The organism is Candidatus Poribacteria bacterium, assembly GCA_021162805.1.
In the GTDB taxonomy this organism is placed as follows: Bacteria; Poribacteria; WGA-4E; order B28-G17; family B28-G17; genus JAGGXZ01.
The window spans coordinates 24,590-44,215 of sequence record JAGGXZ010000149.1 but is presented as its reverse complement, the minus strand read 5'-3'; the positions used below and the strand labels follow the sequence as shown (position 1 = coordinate 44,215).

The window sequence follows — 19,626 nt, the reverse complement described above, 5'->3', positions numbered from 1 at the left end:
CTCCCATCTGTTCACCGCCCAAAGCCACATCCCTCTTAGCGATCTCTCACCGCAGACTGATGCCAGGATAAGCAGTGATAATATCTTGTTAAGCGGTAGTCGGTTATTCTGGACAGCCTGGCGAATAAGCTGTTGGGATGGACATATCGGCCCGCCACGAGCATCTTTCTCACCTCCTTCCTGGTGGTCTTTGTGATAGTATACTAAATCATACAATCATTGAAAAGCCCTAGGGGATAAACCGGTATGCTACAATATACCCTAGGGGGGTAAAGCAGTAAGGAGGATGATTCTCATGGGAGATAAAAGAGTCACGCTTCCCATCGGAGGCATGACATGTGCCGCCTGTGCCAGAAAGGTCGAAAACGCCCTCAGAGGGGTGAAGGGAACGGGAGAGGTGAACGTCAATCTGACTTCTCGATAGGCTACCGTCGAGCTCGAGGCGATTCAGACCTTAAAGGGTGTGAGGCTCATCGTCTTCAATAAGACCGGCACCTTCACTAAAGGGAAGCCGAAAGTGACGGATGTGGTGGCAGCCAACGAGTTCAACGAGGAATCCCTGCTTTATCTGGACGGATCGGTCGAACGGGGAAGCGAGCATCCTTTGGGAAAGGCGATAGTCCAAAAGGCGGAGGAAAAAGGGATAAAGCTCGGTGAGGTCTCAGAATTTCACTCCGCTCGGAGGAAAGGTATAGCGGGAAAGGTGGAGGATAGGCGGGTGATGGTCGGCTCGAAGAGGCTGATGGCCGATCACGGACTGGACGTTCGACCCCTGAGCGAGGAGATAAAAAGGCTGGAGGGAGAAGCGATAATCGCCGTACCGCCGAATCGATAGCCGAAAAGGCCGGCGTCGATTACGTCCTAGCCGAGGTGCTGCCGGATGGGAAGGTGGAGGCGATCCGGAAACTACAGGGGGAATTCGAGCCGGTCGCCATGACGGAATAAACGATGCGCCGGCGCTGACACAGGCCAACGTGGGGATCACTATAGGCACCGGGACGGACATCGCCATAGAGGCTGCGGATGTGATTCTGGTTAGCGGCGACCTCTTTGAGGTCGTCAGAGCGATAAGGCTGAGCAGAGCTACATCCCGGAAGATCAAGCAGAACCTGTTCTGGGCTTTCTTCTACAACGTGATCATGATACCCACCGCCGTTATGGGATGGATGCACCCCGTCCTGGCCGAGATCGCCATGGCTACCAGCTCCGTAACGGTGGTGAGCAACGCTAATCTGCTGAGGAGGACGAAGATATGATAGACGAAAAAACCAAACTGGAGGCCTTGAGAAGGCTCAGGAGGATCGAGGGGCAGGTAAAGGGAATAGCGAAGATGGTGGAGGAGGAGCGGTACTGCGTCGATATACTCATCCAGATCTCCGCCGCAAGGGCCGCCCTTCAGAGCCTCGCCGCTGTGATCCTCAAACGACATATCGAAAGCTGTGTCGCCGAGGCGATGACCTCCGGATCTGAGAGGGAGAGATCGGAAAAGATAGACGAGCTGGTGGAGGTGTTCTCCAAGTTCAGCGGCATATAGCTCAACCCTTCACAATCCAGCGCTATTATCTCCTTGACTTGCGCCCGGAGGTATGATATTTTTGTAACCAAACATCGAGGTTTCAATCCCAGCTGGGGAGCTGAAGAAAATCAGCCTTGCCTGTGGATGTGAAGAACAAGTTGGCTACCTATTGGGTTACACTCAAGCTTAAACGCTTATATTATCGCTGAATATCAGGAGGAGAAAATGAAGTTGATGGGCGGTTATCTGGCTCTGATGGTGACGGCCGCTATGCCCGTCATAGGGCTCAACCTCTGCTGGGGACAGAGCCGGACGGAGGAAAGAGGGGTTACCATATACAAACCCGAGAAGGCTTTTAACGGATATACCCTGTTCTGCCATACCTATGAGGACCCGCGGGTGGGCCCCGGTGGAGTGGCTCATATGTATCTGATCGATATGAGAGGAAAGGTAGTCCATGAGTGGACGGCCAAGACGGCAGTCCAGCTCCTTGAGCTCCTGCCCAACGGAAATCTGCTCTACTCAACCCGCGACAGATCCGATATCTCGAAAGCAGGGCTGAGGGAGATCGATCCGGAGAGCAACGTGGTGTGGTACTACCACTGCCGCATAGATCACGATTTTAGAGTGTTGGATAACGGCAACATCCTGATCCATTGCATCATGGATAAGATGGTGCCGGAGCTGGGACCTGAGCTGAAGAGATGCCCTTACATGATAGAGATCACCCGTAGCAAGAATCTGGTGTGGGAGTGGCACGGAGAGGATCACATCGAGGAGCTTAAGGAGCTGTTGGGCGATAGATGGCCAAAGGTGGAGGAGAGGATCCGAAAGGATTTCACGTTCGACTGGGCACACAACAATACATGTGAATCGATCCCCGAAAATCCATCGGGCAGGAGAGACGGAAGATTCCGAAAGGGAAACATCCTGTTCAGCTATAGGAGCCTCGACATCATAGGCGTGATAGACAGGGATACGGGCCGGATCGTCTGGGCGTGGGGGACGGGCGAGCTGGATGGACAACATAAGCCGACGATGCTCCCCAACGGCCATATACTCATATTCGATAACGGCACCAGACGGGGATGGTCGAGGATCATCGAACTCGATCCTATCGAGGAGAGGATCGTGTGGCAGTATAAGGCGACGCCGCCTGAGAGCTTCTTCAGCGCCTATATCTCGGGCGCACAGTTGCTCCCAAACGGTAACATATTTATCTGTGAGGGGGGACGGGGAAGGCTCTTCGAGGTAACACGGGATGGGGAGACCGTTTGGGAGTATAAAAGCCCATTCAGGGTTAAAGGGACATATGGGATTTACAGGGCGACGCGTTACTCCCCCGAATACGTCAGACCTCTTCTCGAGGCCCGATCATCCTCAGAGTAGTTTGGAGGGGATAAACGCTCTGACTGATTATCTGCCCCCTGCGGTTTGGTCACTCGCTGTCATTGAAACGTCCGTAGTCGGCTGTCCGCCGATATTTTTACTGCAGACCGCGGACGATGGACGGTGGACGATTTACCTGAGGCGCATGATAGATCATCTGGCTTCGCTGTCATTTAAAATGGCTACAAACGACCATAAATGACCACAAGTGACTATAAATGACGCTTTTTCGAAGTGAATCGCTCATGAGGATCGTTGGCATCATAGGCACAGTTTTATGCGCGGCGATTTTCACCATCTCGATCTCATCCCCATCAGCCGGACGTGAGATCCTCGTGCCGGGCGATTTCCCCACTATCCGTGCCGCCGTCGAGGCCGCCGGGGACGGCGATTCGATCCTGGTATCCCCTGGAACCTATAGAGAGACCATCTTGATCCTCAAACCCAACGTGCAGCTACATCTGATCGGCAAGGGCAAACCGATATTGAAGGAGATGATCAAGATCGTGGACGCCAAGTGGGTTACCGTTGAGGGGTTTAAGATGATCGGAGGCACCGACGAGAGCCATGGCGGAGTCGTCTCTCAGAACTCCTCCCTCACCTTAAAGGATATGGAGATCAACGGCTTTCATCACGGCGTGATGATCTCAAACGGATCGGCCGAGATCTCCAACTGCCGTATAACCGATAGCTTTAACGTCTGCGTCCAGGTATCCTACGGCGATTTGCTTTTAACCGACTCGATCCTCGCCGACAGCGGGACGGGTCTCATACTTTCCGGTGGAGGGGTTATGCTCATCAAAGGCAATTCGTTCATCGGGAACGAGATAGGGGTTCAGTGTGTGGACTCCGCTCCCGTCCTGCGCCGTAATCTGATAAAGGGCAACGGATACGGTCTTATGAGCATAGACGCAAGACCAAATCTCGGCTCTGAGGATGATTTCGGCGAAAATTCCCTTATCGCTAACGAGGTTCACATCCATAACCAGGGTGCCAAGGCGATATCGGCGATCGGAAACTACTGGGGCGATCCGGGAGGCCCTTCCCCCAAATCGATAGAGGGGAAGGTGCTCTTCAAACCGTGGCTTACGAACGATCCGCTGGGTGATATGGGATTGAGAAAGGAGGATAAGATCACGCTCCTATGGGCTGAGGTGAAGATTAATTCTTCGCCGTAGGGGCACAAGCCTGTGCCCCTACAGGTGCTGCTGTTCTTTCCTATCATTCGGGGAGATTAGCTCTGGGGAAAGACTCGAAGGTTTGGTCTTTGCTCCGTCGTACAGGCAGACGCACCTATATGTCTTGAAACCGCCGCTCATGTTTTTGACGTCGAATCCACGCTGGCGAAGTATACGCGTCGCTATGTAGCTTCTCAGTCCGATGGCGCAGTAGGTATATATGGGCCTGTCCTTGGGCAGCTCATCAAGTCTATCCCGCAGATCGTGCAGATATATGTTTACGGAGCCCGGTACCGCTTCGGCAGCATATTCATCCTCACTCCTCACGTCCAGGAAGAGTCCTCCGCTGTTTTGCAGCTCGTCCAATTCCTCCCAATGGGCTACCGGCATATCGCCCTTGAGGATGTTGGAGGCGACGTATCCTGCGAGGTTAACAGGATCTTTGGCCGATCCGTATTGAGGCACATATCCCATCTCCAGATATGTCAGATCCTCCACGTTCATGCCGGCGATTATGGCCGTGGCCAGCACGTCGATCCGCTTGTCCACCCCCTCTCCCCCTACGATCTGTGCCCCAAGCACGCGTCCATCCTCCGGCGAGAAGAGAAGCTTCATCTCCATCCCCTCCGCCCCCGGATAGTAGCCGGCGTGTGAGGAGGGATGTATGTAGGATTTCTCATACGGTATGCCCAGCGATTTGAGCGTCTTCTCGTTAACTCCCGTGGCCCCTGCCGTCGTCTCGAAGACCTTCACCAGGCTCGTTCCCAATGTCCCCCTGTATTTGACGTTTCGGCCGAAGACGTTATCGGCGGCGATCCTCACCTGTCGATTGGCCGGACCGGCGAGCGGCATCAAAACCGGCTGACCCGTCACCACGTGTTTTGTCTCCACGGCATCTCCCACGGCGTAGATATCTGGGTTGGAGGTGCGGAGGTAATCGTCCACCTTGATCCCACCTCTCCCGCCCATCTCCAGCCCAGCGGATCTGGCGAGCTCAACGTTCGGCCTGACGCCGATGGAGAGCATCACCATATCACACGGTATCTCCCTACCGCTTTTCAACTTGACCAACACCTTTCCATTCCGGCCCTCAAAGGCCATCACGGGATCTGAAAGGGCAAGGTTGACCCCGTTTATCAGCAGCGTCCTATGCAGCGTATCCGCCATCTCCTTATCCAGAACCGGCATGACCTGATCCAGCATCTCGACCACGGTCACATCCAATCCCCGTCGTCTCAGATTTTCAGCCATCTCCAGCCCTATGAACCCTCCCCCGACGACGACAGCGCTTTGGGGTTTTCTCTCCTCGATAAACCGGACGATCCTATCAGCATCTGTGAGGTTTCGCAACGTGAAGATCTCGTCCATGTCGATCCCGGGCAGCGGCGGTTTGATCGGGCTGGCTCCGGTCGCGAGTATGAGCTTGTCGTAGCTTTCGCGGTATGTCCGTCCCGTGCTGAGGTCGAGAACCTCGACTTGTTTCTCATCGGTGATTATGGCCTTGACCTCGGATTTCACCCGTGCCTCCACCCGATATCTCTCCCTGAACCTCTCCGGGGTGGAGATCAGAAGGGCCTCTCTATTTTCTATCACACCCCCGATGTAGTAAGGAAGGCCACAGTGGCCGTATGAGACGTGCTCACCACGCTCAAACATCACTATCTCGGCGTTTTCGTCCAATCGCCTTGCGCGAGCAGCTGCCGTCGGGCCGCCAGCGCCACCGCCTACGATCACTAACTTCATCTACCAATCCTCCCGTTTTCATGTTCATCAGGGCGTTAAATCTCGGACGCCCCGAATAACATCCCCTCCATGAAATAAGTCTGGAATTCCGGATTGGTGGCCAGAGGTACATATCGGACCGATCTGGCGATCCTTCGAGCCTCCTCCCTCATATCGACCGAGATAAGGGCCATCTTGGCGCCCACCATGGCGGCGTTGCCGATAAAATGGATCTTATCCTCAGGTACCGGCGGGATGATCCCAATTCTGAGGGCGCTCTCCTTACGCAGGTAGCTCCCAAATGCCCCTGCCATCAGCACCTCGTCCAGATCCTCGGCCTTAACGCCCATCTCCTTCATTATCACCTCTATCCCCGCCCGTATGGCGCCTTTAGCTAGCTGCACCTGTCTGATATCTCCCTGTGTGATCAATATCTGATCCTCTTCGTTACGTGCGACCTTAAAGCTCAGCCCGTGCGTCTCATCCTCAACGATCCTCTCAATCAGAGCTTCGGGCAGTTTCCCCTCAAGCTCCTCGCGCTTTCTCATCCTGCCCGAGCTATCCACCACCCCGATTCTCAACAGTTCGGCGACTATATCGAATATTCCCGATCCACAGATGCCAACTGGCGTGTTGTTGCCGATGACCTTTATATCGATCTCACCGTTCTCCCTGATCCTGAACGATTCTATGGCGCCGGGGGCGGCCCGCATTCCGTGGGTGATGTTAGCGCCCTCGAAGGCGGGGCCAGCTGCGGTGGAACAGGCCATGACTCTTTCACCGTTGCTGAGGACCACCTCCCCGTTGGTGCCGATGTCTATCGCAAGGGTTAACCCCTTCCTCCTGCCCAAGCCGGTCGCCAGGATCACCCCCACAGCGTCCGCGCCGACGAACCCGGCCACGTTCGGTAGGTAATGCACATTGGCCATTTCATTGACTTTGATCCCCAGCTTCCAGGCGGGTGCATCGACCGGATCGCTCACAGCCGGCACATAGGGCAGAACGGCGAGATGATGTGGTGGGATCTTAAGGAAGAGGTGATGCATCGCTGAATTGCCCACCACCGTCACATCGTATATCGACTCTCGATCTACGCCTGAGAGGATTATAAGCTCGTCCACGATCTTGTTTATCACGCCCACAACCTTATCGTTCAGTGCGTCCAGCCCCTCCTCCCGTTCTATAGCGTAGGTCAGCCTGGAGACCACGTCCCCGCCGTAGACGGCCTGTGGATTCATCTCCGAGGAAACGGCGACCTCCCCTCCGGTGATCAAGTTGACGAGCGATCCGACCACGGTGGTGGTGCCTATGTCCAGGGCCAACCCGTAGAGCCTGTTCTCAGTATTTCCCACCTCAACCCCTATAAGCTCATCTCCCCTCATTACGGCTGTGACTTCGAAATCGGAATCCCGCAGAACGGCCGGCAACCTTCTCAGCACCTCCAGATCGGCTTTCAACCCCTCCATCCTCTCCCCCGATGCCTTCAGGGCGATCTTGAGGGAGGTCAGATCGGATGTTTGTGTCTGCAGGGTTTGTCTCTCGACCCTGACGAATCTCTTTCGGACAGCTGGGGAGAGTTTTATCTCACCTGCTCCCAGAGGTATAAGGCCGGAGGTGAGGATCTTGCCGGTTTCGAGCTGAGAGGCCGCCGGTACGAAAATCTCACAGTCGCCCACAACCCGCGCTAGACAGGAAAGCCTGAACCCCCTGGCTAACAGCTGTGGTGAGAGAAGTTTCTTCTCCTGATCCGTTATGGGACTGAGACCTTTCCCGGTCTGATCTATCACCCTGCATTTGCCGCATCTCCCACGGCCGGCGCAGGGGGAATCTATGATGACGCCGATGATTTTGGCCGCCTCGATAACCGTCGTTCCCTCCTCCACATCGACGGCCTTACCCATCGGCTGGAAGGTGACTTTATATCTCATCTCAACGCCTCATATCTGTTCGTCAAGCCATCTCTTGATCTCGCTCTTAGGCGCGGCGCCGACGAGCTGACTGACGGGTTTACCCCCCTTGAAGAGTATCAACGTGGGTATACCCCGTATCCCGTATCGAATAGCCAGAGGGCCGTCCTTGTCCACGTTCAACCTTCCCACCTTGAGTTTGCCCTCATACTCCTGGGCGATTTGCTCGATTATCGGGGCGATCATAAGGCACGGTCCACACCATTCCGCCCAAAAATCGATCAGAACGGGCAGATTCGACTGAATCACTTCCTGTTCGAAGTTATCGCTGGTTACATGTGTTATGTTGCCGAGCGCCATCTCACACCTCATTCAAAACGAGAAGTTGAAAACACGCCTAAGATTATAACATATAGGGGATACGGATTACAGAAATTTGCATCTTGAACCCTGAGCGCTTCCCCTCCTTTCCAGTTCCTCCTCTATCATCTCGATGGTTCTGCGCTTATCCAAAACCCAATCGGGGGCTAAGAGCCTGTCAGCAGAGGTCTCACCTGTGAGCCTCTGTATAACTGTATGTGGGGGAAGAAGTTCCAGGAAGTCACAGACTGACCTCACATACTCCTCTCTATCCATCAGTCTCACGTGTCCGGCCAGATAATCCCGCGCAAGGGCGCTATCTTTGGGTATGTAAAGCGAGTGAATTTTGACCCCCTCGATTTGTAACGCCGCCAGCAGATTGGCGGTCTCCTCGAAGTCCTCCGGTCCTTCCCTGGGCAGCCCGATGATCACGTGAGCGCATACGTTGATCCTATACCTCTTCGCCCTGAGAACGGCATCCACGAATTCGGCCACGCCATGACCTCTGTTTATCCGGCGCAAGGTCTCGACGTTCGCCGATTGCAGACCGAGCTCGAGCCATACCATCATCCTCTCGGCATAACTCCGGATCAGATCCAGAACCTGATCCGGCACGCAATCGGGACGTGTGCCTATGGATATACCGATGACATCGGGGTGATCGATCCCCTCGTCATAGATCTCCTTCAGCTTATCGATCGGGGCGTAGGTGTTGGTGAAGGCTTGAAAATAGACTATGAACTTCTTCGCCTTGTACCGTCGTCTCGCCCACTCGATTCCCGCTTTCACCTGCTCCGACACGCTTATACCTTTGGAATGAGCTCCTGATCCCGATCCGAAGCTATCGCAATAAACGCATCCGCCTCGGCCCAGCGTGCCGTCCCTGTTCGGACAGGTAAAGCCGGCATCCACGGTAACTTTATGAACCCTACATCCAAACTGTTCTTTGAGATACGCGCTGAACGATCGATATCTTCTCCCACGCATCCGGGATCACCCCATACGGGCTATCAGATCGGCGAGCACCGGCGTGAACAGATTCGCTATGGTCTCATGTCCCCTCCTATCCGGATGTATCCCATCGGGGAGGAACTCCTGTGTTTCGCGATGATCGCTGAAATATCGATGTGCGTCGATCAGGGGGAGATGCATCATCGAGGCAACCGATCGAACGATATCGGCATATCTATCCACAAGGTAGTTGAGCCCGTTTTCCAGGTAGGCCGGAAGGTCGGCCAACGGATAGCTAGGCGACATGGGAAGCGGAGTGACAAGCACGGGTATCGCTCCGCTTTCTCTTATCTTTTCGGCGATCTGAATCAGGTTTCCCGTGAAATCCTCCTCAGAGACCCTGGGTGTATCGGCAGGCGGGCCGTCAGGACGGAAGAATCCGGCGTCGTTAACGCCGAACATCACCGTGACGATATGCGGCCGATGGCTCAACACATCCCTCTCGATTCTCTGAAGCGCCAGCGTGGTTATATCGCTGTTAACTCCAGCGTTTATCACTCGAACATCCCTCCCCGTTTTCCTTCTCAGCTCATGCTCGACGAGTTTCCTATAAGAAAGCTCCTCCGGTAAATTCGAGGCGTTGGTGATGGAATCTCCGAATGCGACTATTCTGATCTCCTTCATGGTGTATCCTCCCGATCTTTCCTGCCGCGGTGGTGGCAGATGATTATATCCAGCCCCCGAGAAGGTGTCAAGCGGTTATGAGCCCTCCTCATCGGATAGGAAAAGAGGGGGCAAGATGATCATTCCCTCGCCGGCCTTCTTGATCCCTTCCAACAACAGCAGCTCGGCGTTGCGATTCGCCATGGGATGGACGAATCTGAGCCTTTTGGGGGCGATTTCCTCCCTTCGGAACAACTCAAGCAGATCCGGAAGTCGCTCAGGCCTATGGACGAAAACGGCCCGTCCCCGGTTCTTAAGCAGATATCCCGCGGCGGCGACGAAATCCTCCAGCCTTCCTAAGATCTCGTGTCTCGATATGGCTATAGCCGGATTCGGGCTTACTCTACCCGTTTCAGGGGATCTATGGGGCGGGTTACAGGTGACCACATCGAACCTGCCGGCGGGTAGGATATCGGCTATCCTCCTGATGTCCCCTTCGATTATCTCCACCCTCTTCTGTAACCCGTTTAGAAGAACGCTTCTCCCGGCCATATCCGCCAGCTCAGTCTGGATCTCCACCCCGATGATCTGACCGGCTTTAGTCGTATGGGCCAGTATGAGTGGTATCACTCCGGTTCCCGTTCCAAGGTCGACGACTCTATCCCCCGAGCTCACCTTTGTGAATTGTGCCAGCAGGACGGCGTCCACGGCGAATTTCGGCCCCTTACGTTTCTGAATAACCTTCAACCGGGGCGATATAATGGTGTCGATCACTTCATCTTCCTTTACCCTGACGCACATCCCTTTCCCACCTGCATCTTTCGGCCCAATCTTGGGCTCGATATCTTTCGGCCTGACATGTGGCGAAGATCTTCATCTTCTCGAAGGCTTTCATGGCCTTATCGATCCGCCCCATCCTGTAAAGCGATATTCCCTTCATCCTATATACCTCATACCTGAAGTTATCATCGGGCAGGCGCGATAGACATGCCGAGGTCGTCAGCGGGTCGAGATATCTGAGGGCGCGTTTGAACTCATTCGATATGAAAAGCCACCTGCCCGTAAGGTATAGGGCGATCTCCCTTAACCCCTCGAACTTCATCGCCTCCATCAGATCGCTCATTTTGGCGGACATCTCCGAGTCGGAGATCAGCGATTCCATGAGGAACCGCCCTCCCTCAGGTGATCTCAGAGCGGTCAGTTTCACCTTCAACTCCCGTCTTGTCGGTGGAGGTGGAAGGAGGTCAAGCGCCGATCCGTAAAGAGATATGGCTTCATCCCTTTTCCCCTCGATCCAGCGTATGTCCCCTATAAGCTCCCAGGCCGCGGCCTTCTGAGCGGGGGTGGCATTTGGATGATTCAAGAGCCTTCGGGCGACCTTTTCGGCCTCATTTCTCTCGCCCAACCTGAAGAGACTGAGAGCCAGGGGATAAAGCGGGGATGGATCGGATTCGTTGAGCTTCCACGCTCTTCGGAATCCCTCGGCTGAACCGGCATAATCCTTCTCCTTGAACCTCCCCCATGCCTCATCCATCACCTCGGCGAGCTCATGCGGACACCGTCTTCGGGTGATCGACGGCCTTAAAAGGGCATTCCTCGCATAGCTCAGATCATCCTCGGAGAGCTCCACCCCTTTCAGAAAACCCAGCCACTCCCTCACAAGCTTATCCATCTTCTTGCCATAGGCCTTTTTGAAGTTGCCCGTCGGGAAGGCGATCTTAAACCTATCTATGCCGTATCGATCGATCAGGAATCTCACGAACGATCCCGCCGCCATATAGGCCCGTGATGCGCTCTCCGTCCAGAACCCCACGGCTCCCATCAGCCGTTTCATAGGGGGAAGGACGCCGAGGGTCTCCATCGCCTTCGCCCATTGGTGTGGCGTTAACCGTTTCCCATCCCAGGCTGCAGCGACCGCTAGACCCTCATGCAGCCCTATCCTGATGCTCATCTTGAAGATAGGATGGAAATTTGCCGACAGAAGATGGGCCATCTCGTGTTTGAGAACGGGATGGGGGAAATCGGAGTAGTTCAGATGCATCTCATATCCGATCGGATCCTCGATCGAAGTATACCTTGCTCCCATCAGGCGTTTCTTGACATCGGGCGAGGGGTATATGTATGAGCCCATTTTCCGCCGCGATTTGACTTTCAGATAACGGGAAAGCTGGTAATACCTGAACTCGTGATCCCTTGCGATGAGCTCTATCTCCCGTTCTGCCTTTGTGCCCTTCGGATAGTATATCCTGAAATGCTCCGTCTCGTAAACCCCTCCCAGTTCCTTACGGATGAAGGAGCGTGAGGATCGAACGCCGAGCTGAGGTCCGAGGAAGAAGAGTATCAGATAGGCCAGGGTGAAGAACGCAAGCCAGATTCTATCTATCACCACCCGCAGATCGCTACTGCCGCCCAGCAGCTGACCGAAATCGAATCCCATGTTATCCGGATCAAGCAGATTGAGCGATAGGGTAAAAAACAGCCCTGAGATCACCAGCGCAATGATCCTTGCGACGATTAAAGTGCCGGTTATCGAGACCTTCTCGTCATAGATCGGGCCGGGGAAGAACCCGAAGGAGGAGCTATAGACGAAGGTTTGTGGCTGAAAGATCAACAGATACCCCGCCCAGATAAGCGTGAGGAGGATATATCCCAGGAACATCAGATATCCGCGCAGGGATGTGCTGACAAGCAGTCCGAAAAACGTCCCGACGCACACGCCGTATATCATGCTGACGCCCGGTATAAGGAGGTAAAAGGCGATCCCCTCTTTGAAATCACATATGCCGACGAAGATCGATCTGATCAGGGCTATTATCAACGGAAGGAAAAGAACGGGAAGGGAACGGAGGGCCGAACCCAATACGAGCGAGGCCAATTTCTCACCGGATGTCGAGGTGGAGAGGCTCAGGATGGCACATGCCGGTCGAACACGTACGACGGATACGAAACCCGATCCAAGGGTGACGATCAGCCCTGATACAGCCGAAAACTCAAAGCCGAGCCTTCCGAGAAGCGGCATAAACTGAAGGGCCGACGTCGCTATCGATATGGTCGCCAGGCAGATAAGGTATGAGCTCATACGACATCTATCGGCCAGAAGATGGGTTTTCTATCGGGTGAGGCGAGCTTGAATATCTCAAGAGCCCGCTGGGATATCTCTATCTGAGGCTCGAAATCACAGTTGGTAATGAGCTTCATGAACTCGGATTGGTTCGTCTGAATCAGCTCGCCATCTTCGGGCGGATGATCCAACGCCTTCACCCTGCATCCTTCCACGATCAGCCCGCCCTCATGTCCCCCGATCTGAAATCCGAGTTTCATCTTGCCCTCATATCCGCTCTCAGCGAGTTTCAGGCTCATATGCCGTGATAGCTTCTTCAGAAGTTGAGGGAGGTTTATCAACCTGACGAGCGTAGTCTCGTATATCTCCTCCTCGGTTTGAAACCTCTCTTTGATGATTTTGACCAGCGGATCGTCGGAGGGGATGGCAACGGTAATCTGTTCATGCCGTCTTTTGGCCATCAGCCGCATGGTCGCCTCGAAAAGCGCTACTGCCGCCCCTTCATGTTCAGGTAGGTATCCGATCTCAAGCGTGGCCGATGGGCCGTTTCGGATATATCCGACTATCCGATCGTTGTGCTCGGCGACATAAAAACCGTCCTCCGTCTCCCTCCTTATCCACCAGAAATGCCTCCTCCAATATTCATGTGATCTTACGCACGTGAGCGGTCTTGACGAGTTATAAACCTCGTAGATGTCGGCGACGGCGGCCAGGTCGTTATCCCGCTCGAACCGCCTGACGTGATACCCGTAAGGCCTGGTTAGGGCGGAATCGTCAACCCTCACCTTATATCTGATCAGCGGATATCTCTCGTAACCGCAATTGAGGTAGAAGTGGAACACGCCGGAGATGATTATACTGATATCATACCCTTCCCGCAGGAAGTAATGTGCCGCGTCCTCAAGCAGCCTTCTGCCATAACCTCTGCGCCGGTGTTCGGGCAAGGTACATACATCTGCCACCCCGCCCTGCCGAAGGGTTACCTCCCCGATCCTTATGGTTCTATCGTGGAGCCTGATATGAGCGACGTACTGGTCGTCGATGACAACCACCCTGGAGTGTTCAGGCTTGGAGCCGGGGGAGTTGCGCCAGACGCTCTCGAAGTATTCCTTCGGCGCCCCCATAACCCTGGGCACCATCTCCAGGACGTCCGGTATCTCGTCAGGCCTTATGCCCCGAACTTCAATCACGCTTTCCCCCCCGTCTGAGAATTGATCAGATGGCTGATAGCCTCATCCCAAAGAGAGAGTCTCCCATCCCTCAATATCGCTACTCCCTGTTCCCTTGCCTCAAGCTCCGCTTCCCCCGTCATATCTTCACCCGCGACCACGGGAACAGCGAAATACCCCGCTTTCCTTAATAACCCGGCCCTTCTTCTCGCTCTGGCGACATCCCCCTCATCCACGACGGAGGAAACCTCAATGGCGAGAAAAAGCCTCTCTTTATCTATTATCCCTCGAGGCCGACCGCTCACCACAAGATCGACAAGCAGCGCGTCCCCCAGTTCATCAAGAGGCAGTTTCTCCTCAAGCATATCGACCAAGCTGGCTCTATCTATCACTCTCGTTCTTCGCAGCACGCGGCTGAAATACGCGGGGGCTTTCTCCCGATACTCCAATTCCAAAGTTCGTCCCTCAACTCTGCCCAATCTATCCCACAGGCGTCGCTGTCCTTCGGCCAAGTCCCTGACTCCTATGGTTAACTCCCCGATCTGTTCCTCAGTTCTCCTTTGAGCTTCAGCCAATGCTGCTACAGTCTCCTCAGTCCTCCTCTGGGCTTCAACCAGCGCTGCTACAGTCTCCTCAAGCCTGCTTAACCTCTCCTCAGTTCTCCTCTGAGCTTCAGCCAGTGCCGTTACAGTCTCCTCAAGCCTGCCTAACCTCTCCTCGGTTCTCCTTTGAGCTTCAGCCAGCGCCGTTACAGTCTCCTCAAGCCTGGTCAGCCTTTCCTCGCCTCTTCTCTGGGCATCTACAAGCTGCCGGATTATCTCCGGCAGATTTAGCAACTCCTCAGATAGAACCAGGCTCCGAAGTTCTGATCTCCACTCCGGATGTTCAACTAAAAGTTTAACAAGATCCATGTAATCTTTTATTGTGAAGGCCATTTCCTATCCCCTCGCTCATCCCAACGGACGAGGATATTTTAGCAGAGGGGCAAGGGGAAGTCAAGAGAACTTGCGCCCTTCGATCGAGTGTGATAAAATTACCGTGTTGGTAAGGAAAACAATCCAGAAGGGGGAATGAGAGATGCCTGCACCGAACAGGATTTATTTCCCTCAGATAGCCGCCGGCGGCTGGAGAGATTGGGTCGAGGTGGTCAACGTCGGGCCTAAAGAGGCAAAGGTTACAGCTATAGCGCGTGATCAAAACGGCAAAGCCGTCTGGTCGGCTGAGAAGAGCCTTATACCCTTCCAGTGCTGGGTTGTCCCGGCCGAAGGGGTGGCCGATAGAAGAGGAGACGTCTCGCTTCAGGTCATGAGCGATCAGCCGATATTGGGTGAGAGACACTGTCACCTTGGTACCCAGGTCCTGGACTTTCCCGGCGCTGCTCCTGAGTTAGGCACAGCGGGCAAAAGGCTTTTCTTCGCGGAGGTCGCGTCTTACATAGGTGATTTCATCAGGTTTCTCAACCTCGGTGAGGCAGACGCTATAGTCAACGTCATAGCGCATGATCGAAACACGGGCAGAGTGGTGGGGCAGTTTTCGGGCAGGATCAGGCCAAGCGGGTTCTGGACGCTTTCCGATGCCCAGATCAGAAACGTCACGGGAACGCTCGAGGTGGTCAGCACACAGCCGATCGTGGGCGAAAGACACTCCCACTATCAAGGAGGTAAAAGCGCCGTCGGCCAATACGGACAGGTGATAGACGGCTCGTTGGGTGAGCCGAAAAGGATCTTCTTCGGCCAGATAGCTCCGGGACAGTGGTACGATTGGGTGATATTGACTAATGTCGGGCCGAAAGAGGCGAAGGTCACCGTTATCGCCAGAGATCAAAACGGCAAGACGGTGTGGTCTCAGGATAGAACCCTCAGGCCCTTCCAGTGTTGGGTACCACCCGTGGATCAGGCTGTCAAAAACATAGATGTCTCCCTGGAGGTCAGAAGCGACCAGTATATCGTCGGCGAGAGACATCAGCACGGCGGCACACAGGTGCTTTCCTTCCCAGGGGCCGCTTTGGAGCTGGGTTCCGTCGGCAAGAGGCTCTTCTTCCCCGAGGTCTACTCCGGCGCCTACGATTGGTTCAGGTTTCTCAACGTCGGCGAAGCTGACGCCATCATCACCTTCGTGGCCCGCGATAGAAACACCGCTCAGATAAGACATCAGTTCTCCGGCAGAGCCAGACCGATGGGGTTCTGGACGGTGCCCGACGATAGGCTCAAGGATGTGACCGGAACGGTCGAGGTGGTCAGCACACAGCCGATCGTGGGCGAAAGACACATGCATTATCAAGGATGGAAGACGGCGATAAGCCAATACGGACAGGTCATAGAGGTGTGAGGATGACTTCAAGGGAGAGGGTCCTCCTGGCCCTCAATCATAAAGAGCCGGATAGGGTTCCGATACACGATTCACCCTGGGGCACCACTGCAACCAGATGGCATAGGGAAGGGTTACCCCAGGGTGTCTCCCCACACCAGTACTTCGGATATGAATTCGTCGGCTTCGGCGCCGATATAACACTCCAGCTTCCAACCGAGGTGATAGAGGAGACGGAGGAATACAGGATCGTGCGCGACTCGGACGGAGCTGTGGTCAAAAACTGGAAACACCGTACCTCTACACCCGAAAAGAGGGATTTCCTCATCAGAGACCGCAGGACTTGGGAGGAGTACAGGGAACGGATGACCTATAACGACTCCAGGATAAATTGGAATGCCGTTGAATCGTGTAAAAAAGCGCGGGAACAGGGATATTTCGTAACCTTCAACGCGGCGGTGGGTTATGACAGGACCCAAGGCCTGGTCGGCTCCGTTAATCTGCTCATGGCGATGCTGGATGATCCGGAATGGGTGAAAGATATGTTTCGCGCCAATGCCGAGCTCGTGATCGCATGCGCCGAGGAGATGATGGCAAAAGGATTCGAGTTCGACGGCGCTTTCCTGTTCGACGATAACGGATATAGAAACGCCACCCTCTTCTCCCCGGCCGCATATAAAGAGCTGCTCTTCCCATATCACAAGATGCTTTGCGATTTCTTCAAGAGCAAAAACATGCCGATTATTCTTCATAGCTGCGGCTGCGTTAGGGCATTCGTGCCGTTTTATATCGAGGCGGGGTTCACATGTCTTCAACCGTTGGAGGTGAAAGCGGGGATGGACCTCATCGAGCTTAAAAAATCATATGGCGATACATTGGCTTTTATGGGCGGGATAGACGTGCGGAAAATGGCTGCTGAGGACCCGCGCGAGATCGAGGAGGAGATCAAAACCAAAATCACCTTCGCCAAAAAGGGAGGCGGCTATATCTACCATTCCGATCATTCCGTTCCCGATAACGTCAGCTTCGAGAGGTATAAATACGTGATCGAGCTCGTCCATGAATATGGGGCATATTGATGCCATCCTCAGTTTGAGAAATCGGCTTCGCCGTCATTCTAAATGACTATAGATGATAACGAATGACCGTTTCAGCATGGCGGGGAAAGGAGGGCATCCATGTTATGGGGGATGTTATCCTTTCTTCTCTTCATCCCCTCCATCTTTATCGACCTCCCCGATCTATGGGGGGTTCCGGGCGAGGATACAACCGCTGAGGTGAGGGTTGATCTCGGGGGCGCTATCGCCTGTCAGATGATTCTCTCCTTTGATCCAGACCTCGTATCATGCGATGGGGTTGAAGCTGGGAAGATGGTTCCCCAGGATGCCCTCCTCCTCAGCGCTTCCGGAACCAACGGAATCAGGGTGGCTCTCGCCTCTCCTGTGCCGATGGAAGAGGGTGAGCTGCTGAGACTTCATCTGATCCTATCCGGGGAAGCCGAGCCGGGGATGAGGGGCGAGATATCCGTCGAACGGCCCCTGTTCGATGAGACGATAACGCCGGAGATCGATTCGGGTTCGGTGACCTTCCTGCACACCATCTCGCTAAATCTGCGAGCCGGTCTAAACCTCATCTCAATCCCCCTTGATCCGCCCGATGGGATGAAGCTTGGAGATCTGGCCGATATGATAGGGGATGATCTGAACTGTATCATTCGCCTCGATCCATCCGATCGGAGATTTAAAATCTACAGGCCCGGGCAGGAGGATCAGATGGTGGATGGAAGCGAAGGATATCTGATCTCAGTGAAAAGAGCCAAACATATCGAGCTTCGCGGCATGCCTTGGAGGCGGAACGTTATCGAGCTCAGGAGGGGATTGAACCTGATCTCTGCCTATCCCGCCGCAAGGTTGGGATTGAGAATGGAGGAACTGTCAAGGATGTCAGGAGGCCAGATCTCCGCCATCATCTGGATCGATCCCGAAACGGGGAAATTCAGATCCTATATCCCATCCCCCGGCAATACCTTAGGTGAAACCCTCATCTCCCCCGGCCTGGGATATATCATCATCGCTCGCGGCGACGCAACTGTGAAGCTCGGCGAATCTGAAATGAAGGGGGCCGAACATCATATCCCGATCAGCAGCTATGGATCCCACGTGTTCCGGTCGCCTGGCGGAGCGCAATCCGAGACGGATCTGATCAAGATGGAGAACGCCGTTCAGATGGAAGGCGAGGTCAAAGCGGTCTATGATGGTGATACCATCTCGGTGCTCCTGGATGATGGGAGGAAAGAGGTTATACGCCTGGTTGGGATCAATGCTCCGGAGATAAACGGCCCCAACGAAAATCCCGAACCTTTTGCTCTGGAGGCGAAATCCCTATTGGATAAAACGTTGGACAAGCGCGTGATCCTCATGATGAGCTCCGATGAGAGGTTCCAGCGGGATAATTATAACAGGCTGTTATGTGTCGTGATATGGGAGGGCGAAAACCTGAATGCTACCCTGCTGAGCGAGGGACTCGCCTCCAGGATGTTCTTCAGAAACAGCATGCTGAACTTCTCCGCCTGGGAAGACCTGGAGGTGAAGGCGAGATCGGAGCGCAGAGGTATCTGGTCGAATCTTCTCTCGGAAGGGATCGTCCTAAATGAGATAAATCCCAACCCTGGATCGGTGAGGGACTCTCAGGGTGAATTCATCGAGCTTTATAATCTAAACGGGTATCCGGTGAACGTCGGCGGATGGAAGCTGATAACCACATCGAGGGAGATCGAGCTGCCGGAAGCGGTCATCCCAGGCCATGGATATCTGATCCTGGCGCGAACGGACGAGGCGACGTTTCGCTCGATATACCCCTCAGTGCCGCCGGACGTTACGATCCTTAAATTGAAGGGATTATCTCTGATCAACAGCTACAGCCCTGCCGAAGGGCTTGTGCTCTGGCTTAAGGACGATGTGGGTAGGGTTCAGGATGGGCTTATCTACAGGTTAAGTTGGGATAAAAAAGGTGCGGACGGCACCGATAGGACGCTTGAAAGAAGATGTTCCCAGGTGATCAACGTCGGCGATAGCTCCATCGGCGGAGGAGATGACGCCAATTGGGACCCGAGCTTGGAGCCGTTTGGAACCCCGGGCTTTCCGAACTCGATCGGACCGCCTGAGATGGGGGATGTCAGTCTCAACGGTGAAATCACCGCATACGACGCCTCTTTGGTGCTTAGATATATCCTCGGATACGAAAACCTTTACATGATACAGATCCGATCGGCCGATGTAGACGGTAACGGAAAGGTCGAGAGGGAGGATGCGGCGATCATATTGAGAAAGGTCGTCGGTCTGATCCGACCTTGAATTCGGAGGCTTGAAATTGTATATTGTGGAGACAGATTACTCGAGCCGGT

At 54.3% G+C, this 19,626-nt stretch carries 16 protein-coding genes and 1 pseudogene; 8 read left to right on the top strand and 9 right to left on the bottom strand.

Going from position 1 to position 19,626, the window contains the following annotated elements; genetic code table 11:
* Window positions 1-295 precede the first annotated feature (295 nt).
* The 5 genes and pseudogenes from J7M22_11385 (at window position 296) to J7M22_11365 (ending at window position 4,083) form a co-directional block, all read left to right on the top strand.
* On the top strand, window positions 296-424 hold the full coding sequence (locus J7M22_11385) for a heavy-metal-associated domain-containing protein (protein ID MCD6507206.1): 129 nt from the start codon (window positions 296-298) through the stop codon (window positions 422-424).
* Window positions 425-445: 21 nt separating this feature from the next.
* A pseudogene (locus J7M22_11380) lies at window positions 446-1,256 on the top strand (HAD-IC family P-type ATPase).
* Complete coding sequence (locus J7M22_11375) at window positions 1,253-1,534, top strand: metal-sensitive transcriptional regulator (GenBank protein ID MCD6507205.1); 282 nt, start codon at window positions 1,253-1,255, stop codon at window positions 1,532-1,534. Before J7M22_11380 ends, J7M22_11375 begins: the two are co-directional and overlap by 4 nt.
* Window positions 1,535-1,741: 207 nt before the next feature.
* Window positions 1,742-2,905 carry an aryl-sulfate sulfotransferase gene (locus J7M22_11370; protein MCD6507204.1) on the top strand — a complete coding sequence of 388 codons (1,164 nt, stop codon included), beginning with the start codon at window positions 1,742-1,744 and terminating at the stop codon, window positions 2,903-2,905.
* A 245-nt stretch (window positions 2,906-3,150) separates the two neighbouring features.
* A complete protein-coding gene (locus J7M22_11365) occupies window positions 3,151-4,083 on the top strand; it encodes a DUF1565 domain-containing protein (protein ID MCD6507203.1) in 933 nt (310 codons plus the stop codon).
* Window positions 4,084-4,101: 18 nt separating this feature from the next.
* Here the strand turns inward: J7M22_11365 and J7M22_11360 are convergent, their stop codons facing one another.
* From J7M22_11360 to J7M22_11320, 9 genes are all read right to left on the bottom strand, one after another.
* On the bottom strand, window positions 4,102-5,826 hold the full coding sequence (locus J7M22_11360) for an FAD-dependent oxidoreductase (protein MCD6507202.1): 1,725 nt from the start codon (window positions 5,824-5,826) through the stop codon (window positions 4,102-4,104).
* Window positions 5,827-5,861: 35 nt separating this feature from the next.
* On the bottom strand, window positions 5,862-7,733 hold the full coding sequence (locus J7M22_11355; protein ID MCD6507201.1) for a DUF4445 domain-containing protein: 1,872 nt from the start codon (window positions 7,731-7,733) through the stop codon (window positions 5,862-5,864).
* Window positions 7,734-7,742: 9 nt separating this feature from the next.
* Window positions 7,743-8,072, bottom strand: a complete 330-nt coding sequence (gene trxA / locus J7M22_11350; GenBank protein ID MCD6507200.1) for a thioredoxin — start codon at window positions 8,070-8,072, stop codon at window positions 7,743-7,745.
* Window positions 8,073-8,138: 66 nt separating this feature from the next.
* Window positions 8,139-9,059, bottom strand: a complete 921-nt coding sequence (locus J7M22_11345) for a TIGR01212 family radical SAM protein (protein ID MCD6507199.1) — start codon at window positions 9,057-9,059, stop codon at window positions 8,139-8,141.
* A gap of 6 nt (window positions 9,060-9,065) precedes the next feature.
* Window positions 9,066-9,707 (bottom strand): hypothetical protein, encoded by a 642-nt coding sequence (locus J7M22_11340; GenBank protein MCD6507198.1) that lies wholly within the window; start codon window positions 9,705-9,707, stop codon window positions 9,066-9,068.
* Window positions 9,708-9,782: 75 nt separating this feature from the next.
* Window positions 9,783-10,487, bottom strand: a complete 705-nt coding sequence (locus J7M22_11335; GenBank protein MCD6507197.1) for a tRNA1(Val) (adenine(37)-N6)-methyltransferase — start codon at window positions 10,485-10,487, stop codon at window positions 9,783-9,785.
* Window positions 10,462-12,765, bottom strand: coding sequence for a hypothetical protein (locus tag J7M22_11330; protein MCD6507196.1), 2,304 nt, complete (start codon window positions 12,763-12,765; stop codon window positions 10,462-10,464). Before J7M22_11330 ends, J7M22_11335 begins: the two co-directional genes overlap by 26 nt.
* Window positions 12,762-13,937: a GNAT family N-acetyltransferase gene (locus tag J7M22_11325; GenBank protein MCD6507195.1), complete on the bottom strand. Its 1,176-nt coding sequence runs from the start codon at window positions 13,935-13,937 to the stop codon at window positions 12,762-12,764. The genes J7M22_11330 and J7M22_11325 overlap by 4 nt, the downstream gene beginning before the upstream one ends.
* On the bottom strand, window positions 13,934-14,851 hold the full coding sequence (locus J7M22_11320) for a hypothetical protein (protein ID MCD6507194.1): 918 nt from the start codon (window positions 14,849-14,851) through the stop codon (window positions 13,934-13,936). The genes J7M22_11325 and J7M22_11320 overlap by 4 nt, the downstream gene beginning before the upstream one ends.
* 142 nt (window positions 14,852-14,993) lie before the next feature.
* Between J7M22_11320 and J7M22_11315 the strand changes: the two genes are divergently transcribed.
* The 3 genes from J7M22_11315 (at window position 14,994) to J7M22_11305 (ending at window position 19,576) form a co-directional block, all read left to right on the top strand.
* Entirely contained in the window at window positions 14,994-16,244 is a 1,251-nt protein-coding gene (locus J7M22_11315) for a hypothetical protein (GenBank protein ID MCD6507193.1), read from the top strand.
* Between the two features lie 2 nt (window positions 16,245-16,246).
* A complete protein-coding gene (locus J7M22_11310; protein MCD6507192.1) occupies window positions 16,247-17,302 on the top strand; it encodes a hypothetical protein in 1,056 nt (351 codons plus the stop codon).
* A 99-nt stretch (window positions 17,303-17,401) separates the two neighbouring features.
* Window positions 17,402-19,576: a thermonuclease family protein gene (locus J7M22_11305; GenBank protein MCD6507191.1), complete on the top strand. Its 2,175-nt coding sequence runs from the start codon at window positions 17,402-17,404 to the stop codon at window positions 19,574-19,576.
* Window positions 19,577-19,626: the final 50 nt, after the last annotated feature.

Excerpts from the sequence above, each read along its gene's own strand:
- J7M22_11330 (MCD6507196.1), bottom strand. The coding sequence starts at position 12,765 with ATGAGCTCATACCTTATCTGCCTGGCGACCATATCGATAGCGACGTCG.
- J7M22_11315 (MCD6507193.1), top strand. The coding sequence starts at position 14,994 with ATGCCTGCACCGAACAGGATTTATTTCCCTCAGATAGCCGCCGGCGGC.
- J7M22_11345 (MCD6507199.1), bottom strand. The coding sequence starts at position 9,059 with ATGCGTGGGAGAAGATATCGATCGTTCAGCGCGTATCTCAAAGAACAG.
- J7M22_11335 (MCD6507197.1), bottom strand. The coding sequence starts at position 10,487 with ATGTGCGTCAGGGTAAAGGAAGATGAAGTGATCGACACCATTATATCG.
- J7M22_11340 (MCD6507198.1), bottom strand. The coding sequence starts at position 9,707 with ATGAAGGAGATCAGAATAGTCGCATTCGGAGATTCCATCACCAACGCC.
- J7M22_11365 (MCD6507203.1), top strand. The coding sequence starts at position 3,151 with ATGAGGATCGTTGGCATCATAGGCACAGTTTTATGCGCGGCGATTTTC.
- J7M22_11305 (MCD6507191.1), top strand. The coding sequence starts at position 17,402 with ATGTTATGGGGGATGTTATCCTTTCTTCTCTTCATCCCCTCCATCTTT.
- J7M22_11385 (MCD6507206.1), top strand. The coding sequence starts at position 296 with ATGGGAGATAAAAGAGTCACGCTTCCCATCGGAGGCATGACATGTGCC.
- J7M22_11375 (MCD6507205.1), top strand. The coding sequence starts at position 1,253 with ATGATAGACGAAAAAACCAAACTGGAGGCCTTGAGAAGGCTCAGGAGG.
- trxA (MCD6507200.1), bottom strand. The coding sequence starts at position 8,072 with ATGGCGCTCGGCAACATAACACATGTAACCAGCGATAACTTCGAACAG.
- J7M22_11320 (MCD6507194.1), bottom strand. The coding sequence starts at position 14,851 with ATGGCCTTCACAATAAAAGATTACATGGATCTTGTTAAACTTTTAGTT.
- J7M22_11370 (MCD6507204.1), top strand. The coding sequence starts at position 1,742 with ATGAAGTTGATGGGCGGTTATCTGGCTCTGATGGTGACGGCCGCTATG.
- J7M22_11360 (MCD6507202.1), bottom strand. The coding sequence starts at position 5,826 with ATGAAGTTAGTGATCGTAGGCGGTGGCGCTGGCGGCCCGACGGCAGCT.
- J7M22_11310 (MCD6507192.1), top strand. The coding sequence starts at position 16,247 with ATGACTTCAAGGGAGAGGGTCCTCCTGGCCCTCAATCATAAAGAGCCG.
- J7M22_11355 (MCD6507201.1), bottom strand. The coding sequence starts at position 7,733 with ATGAGATATAAAGTCACCTTCCAGCCGATGGGTAAGGCCGTCGATGTG.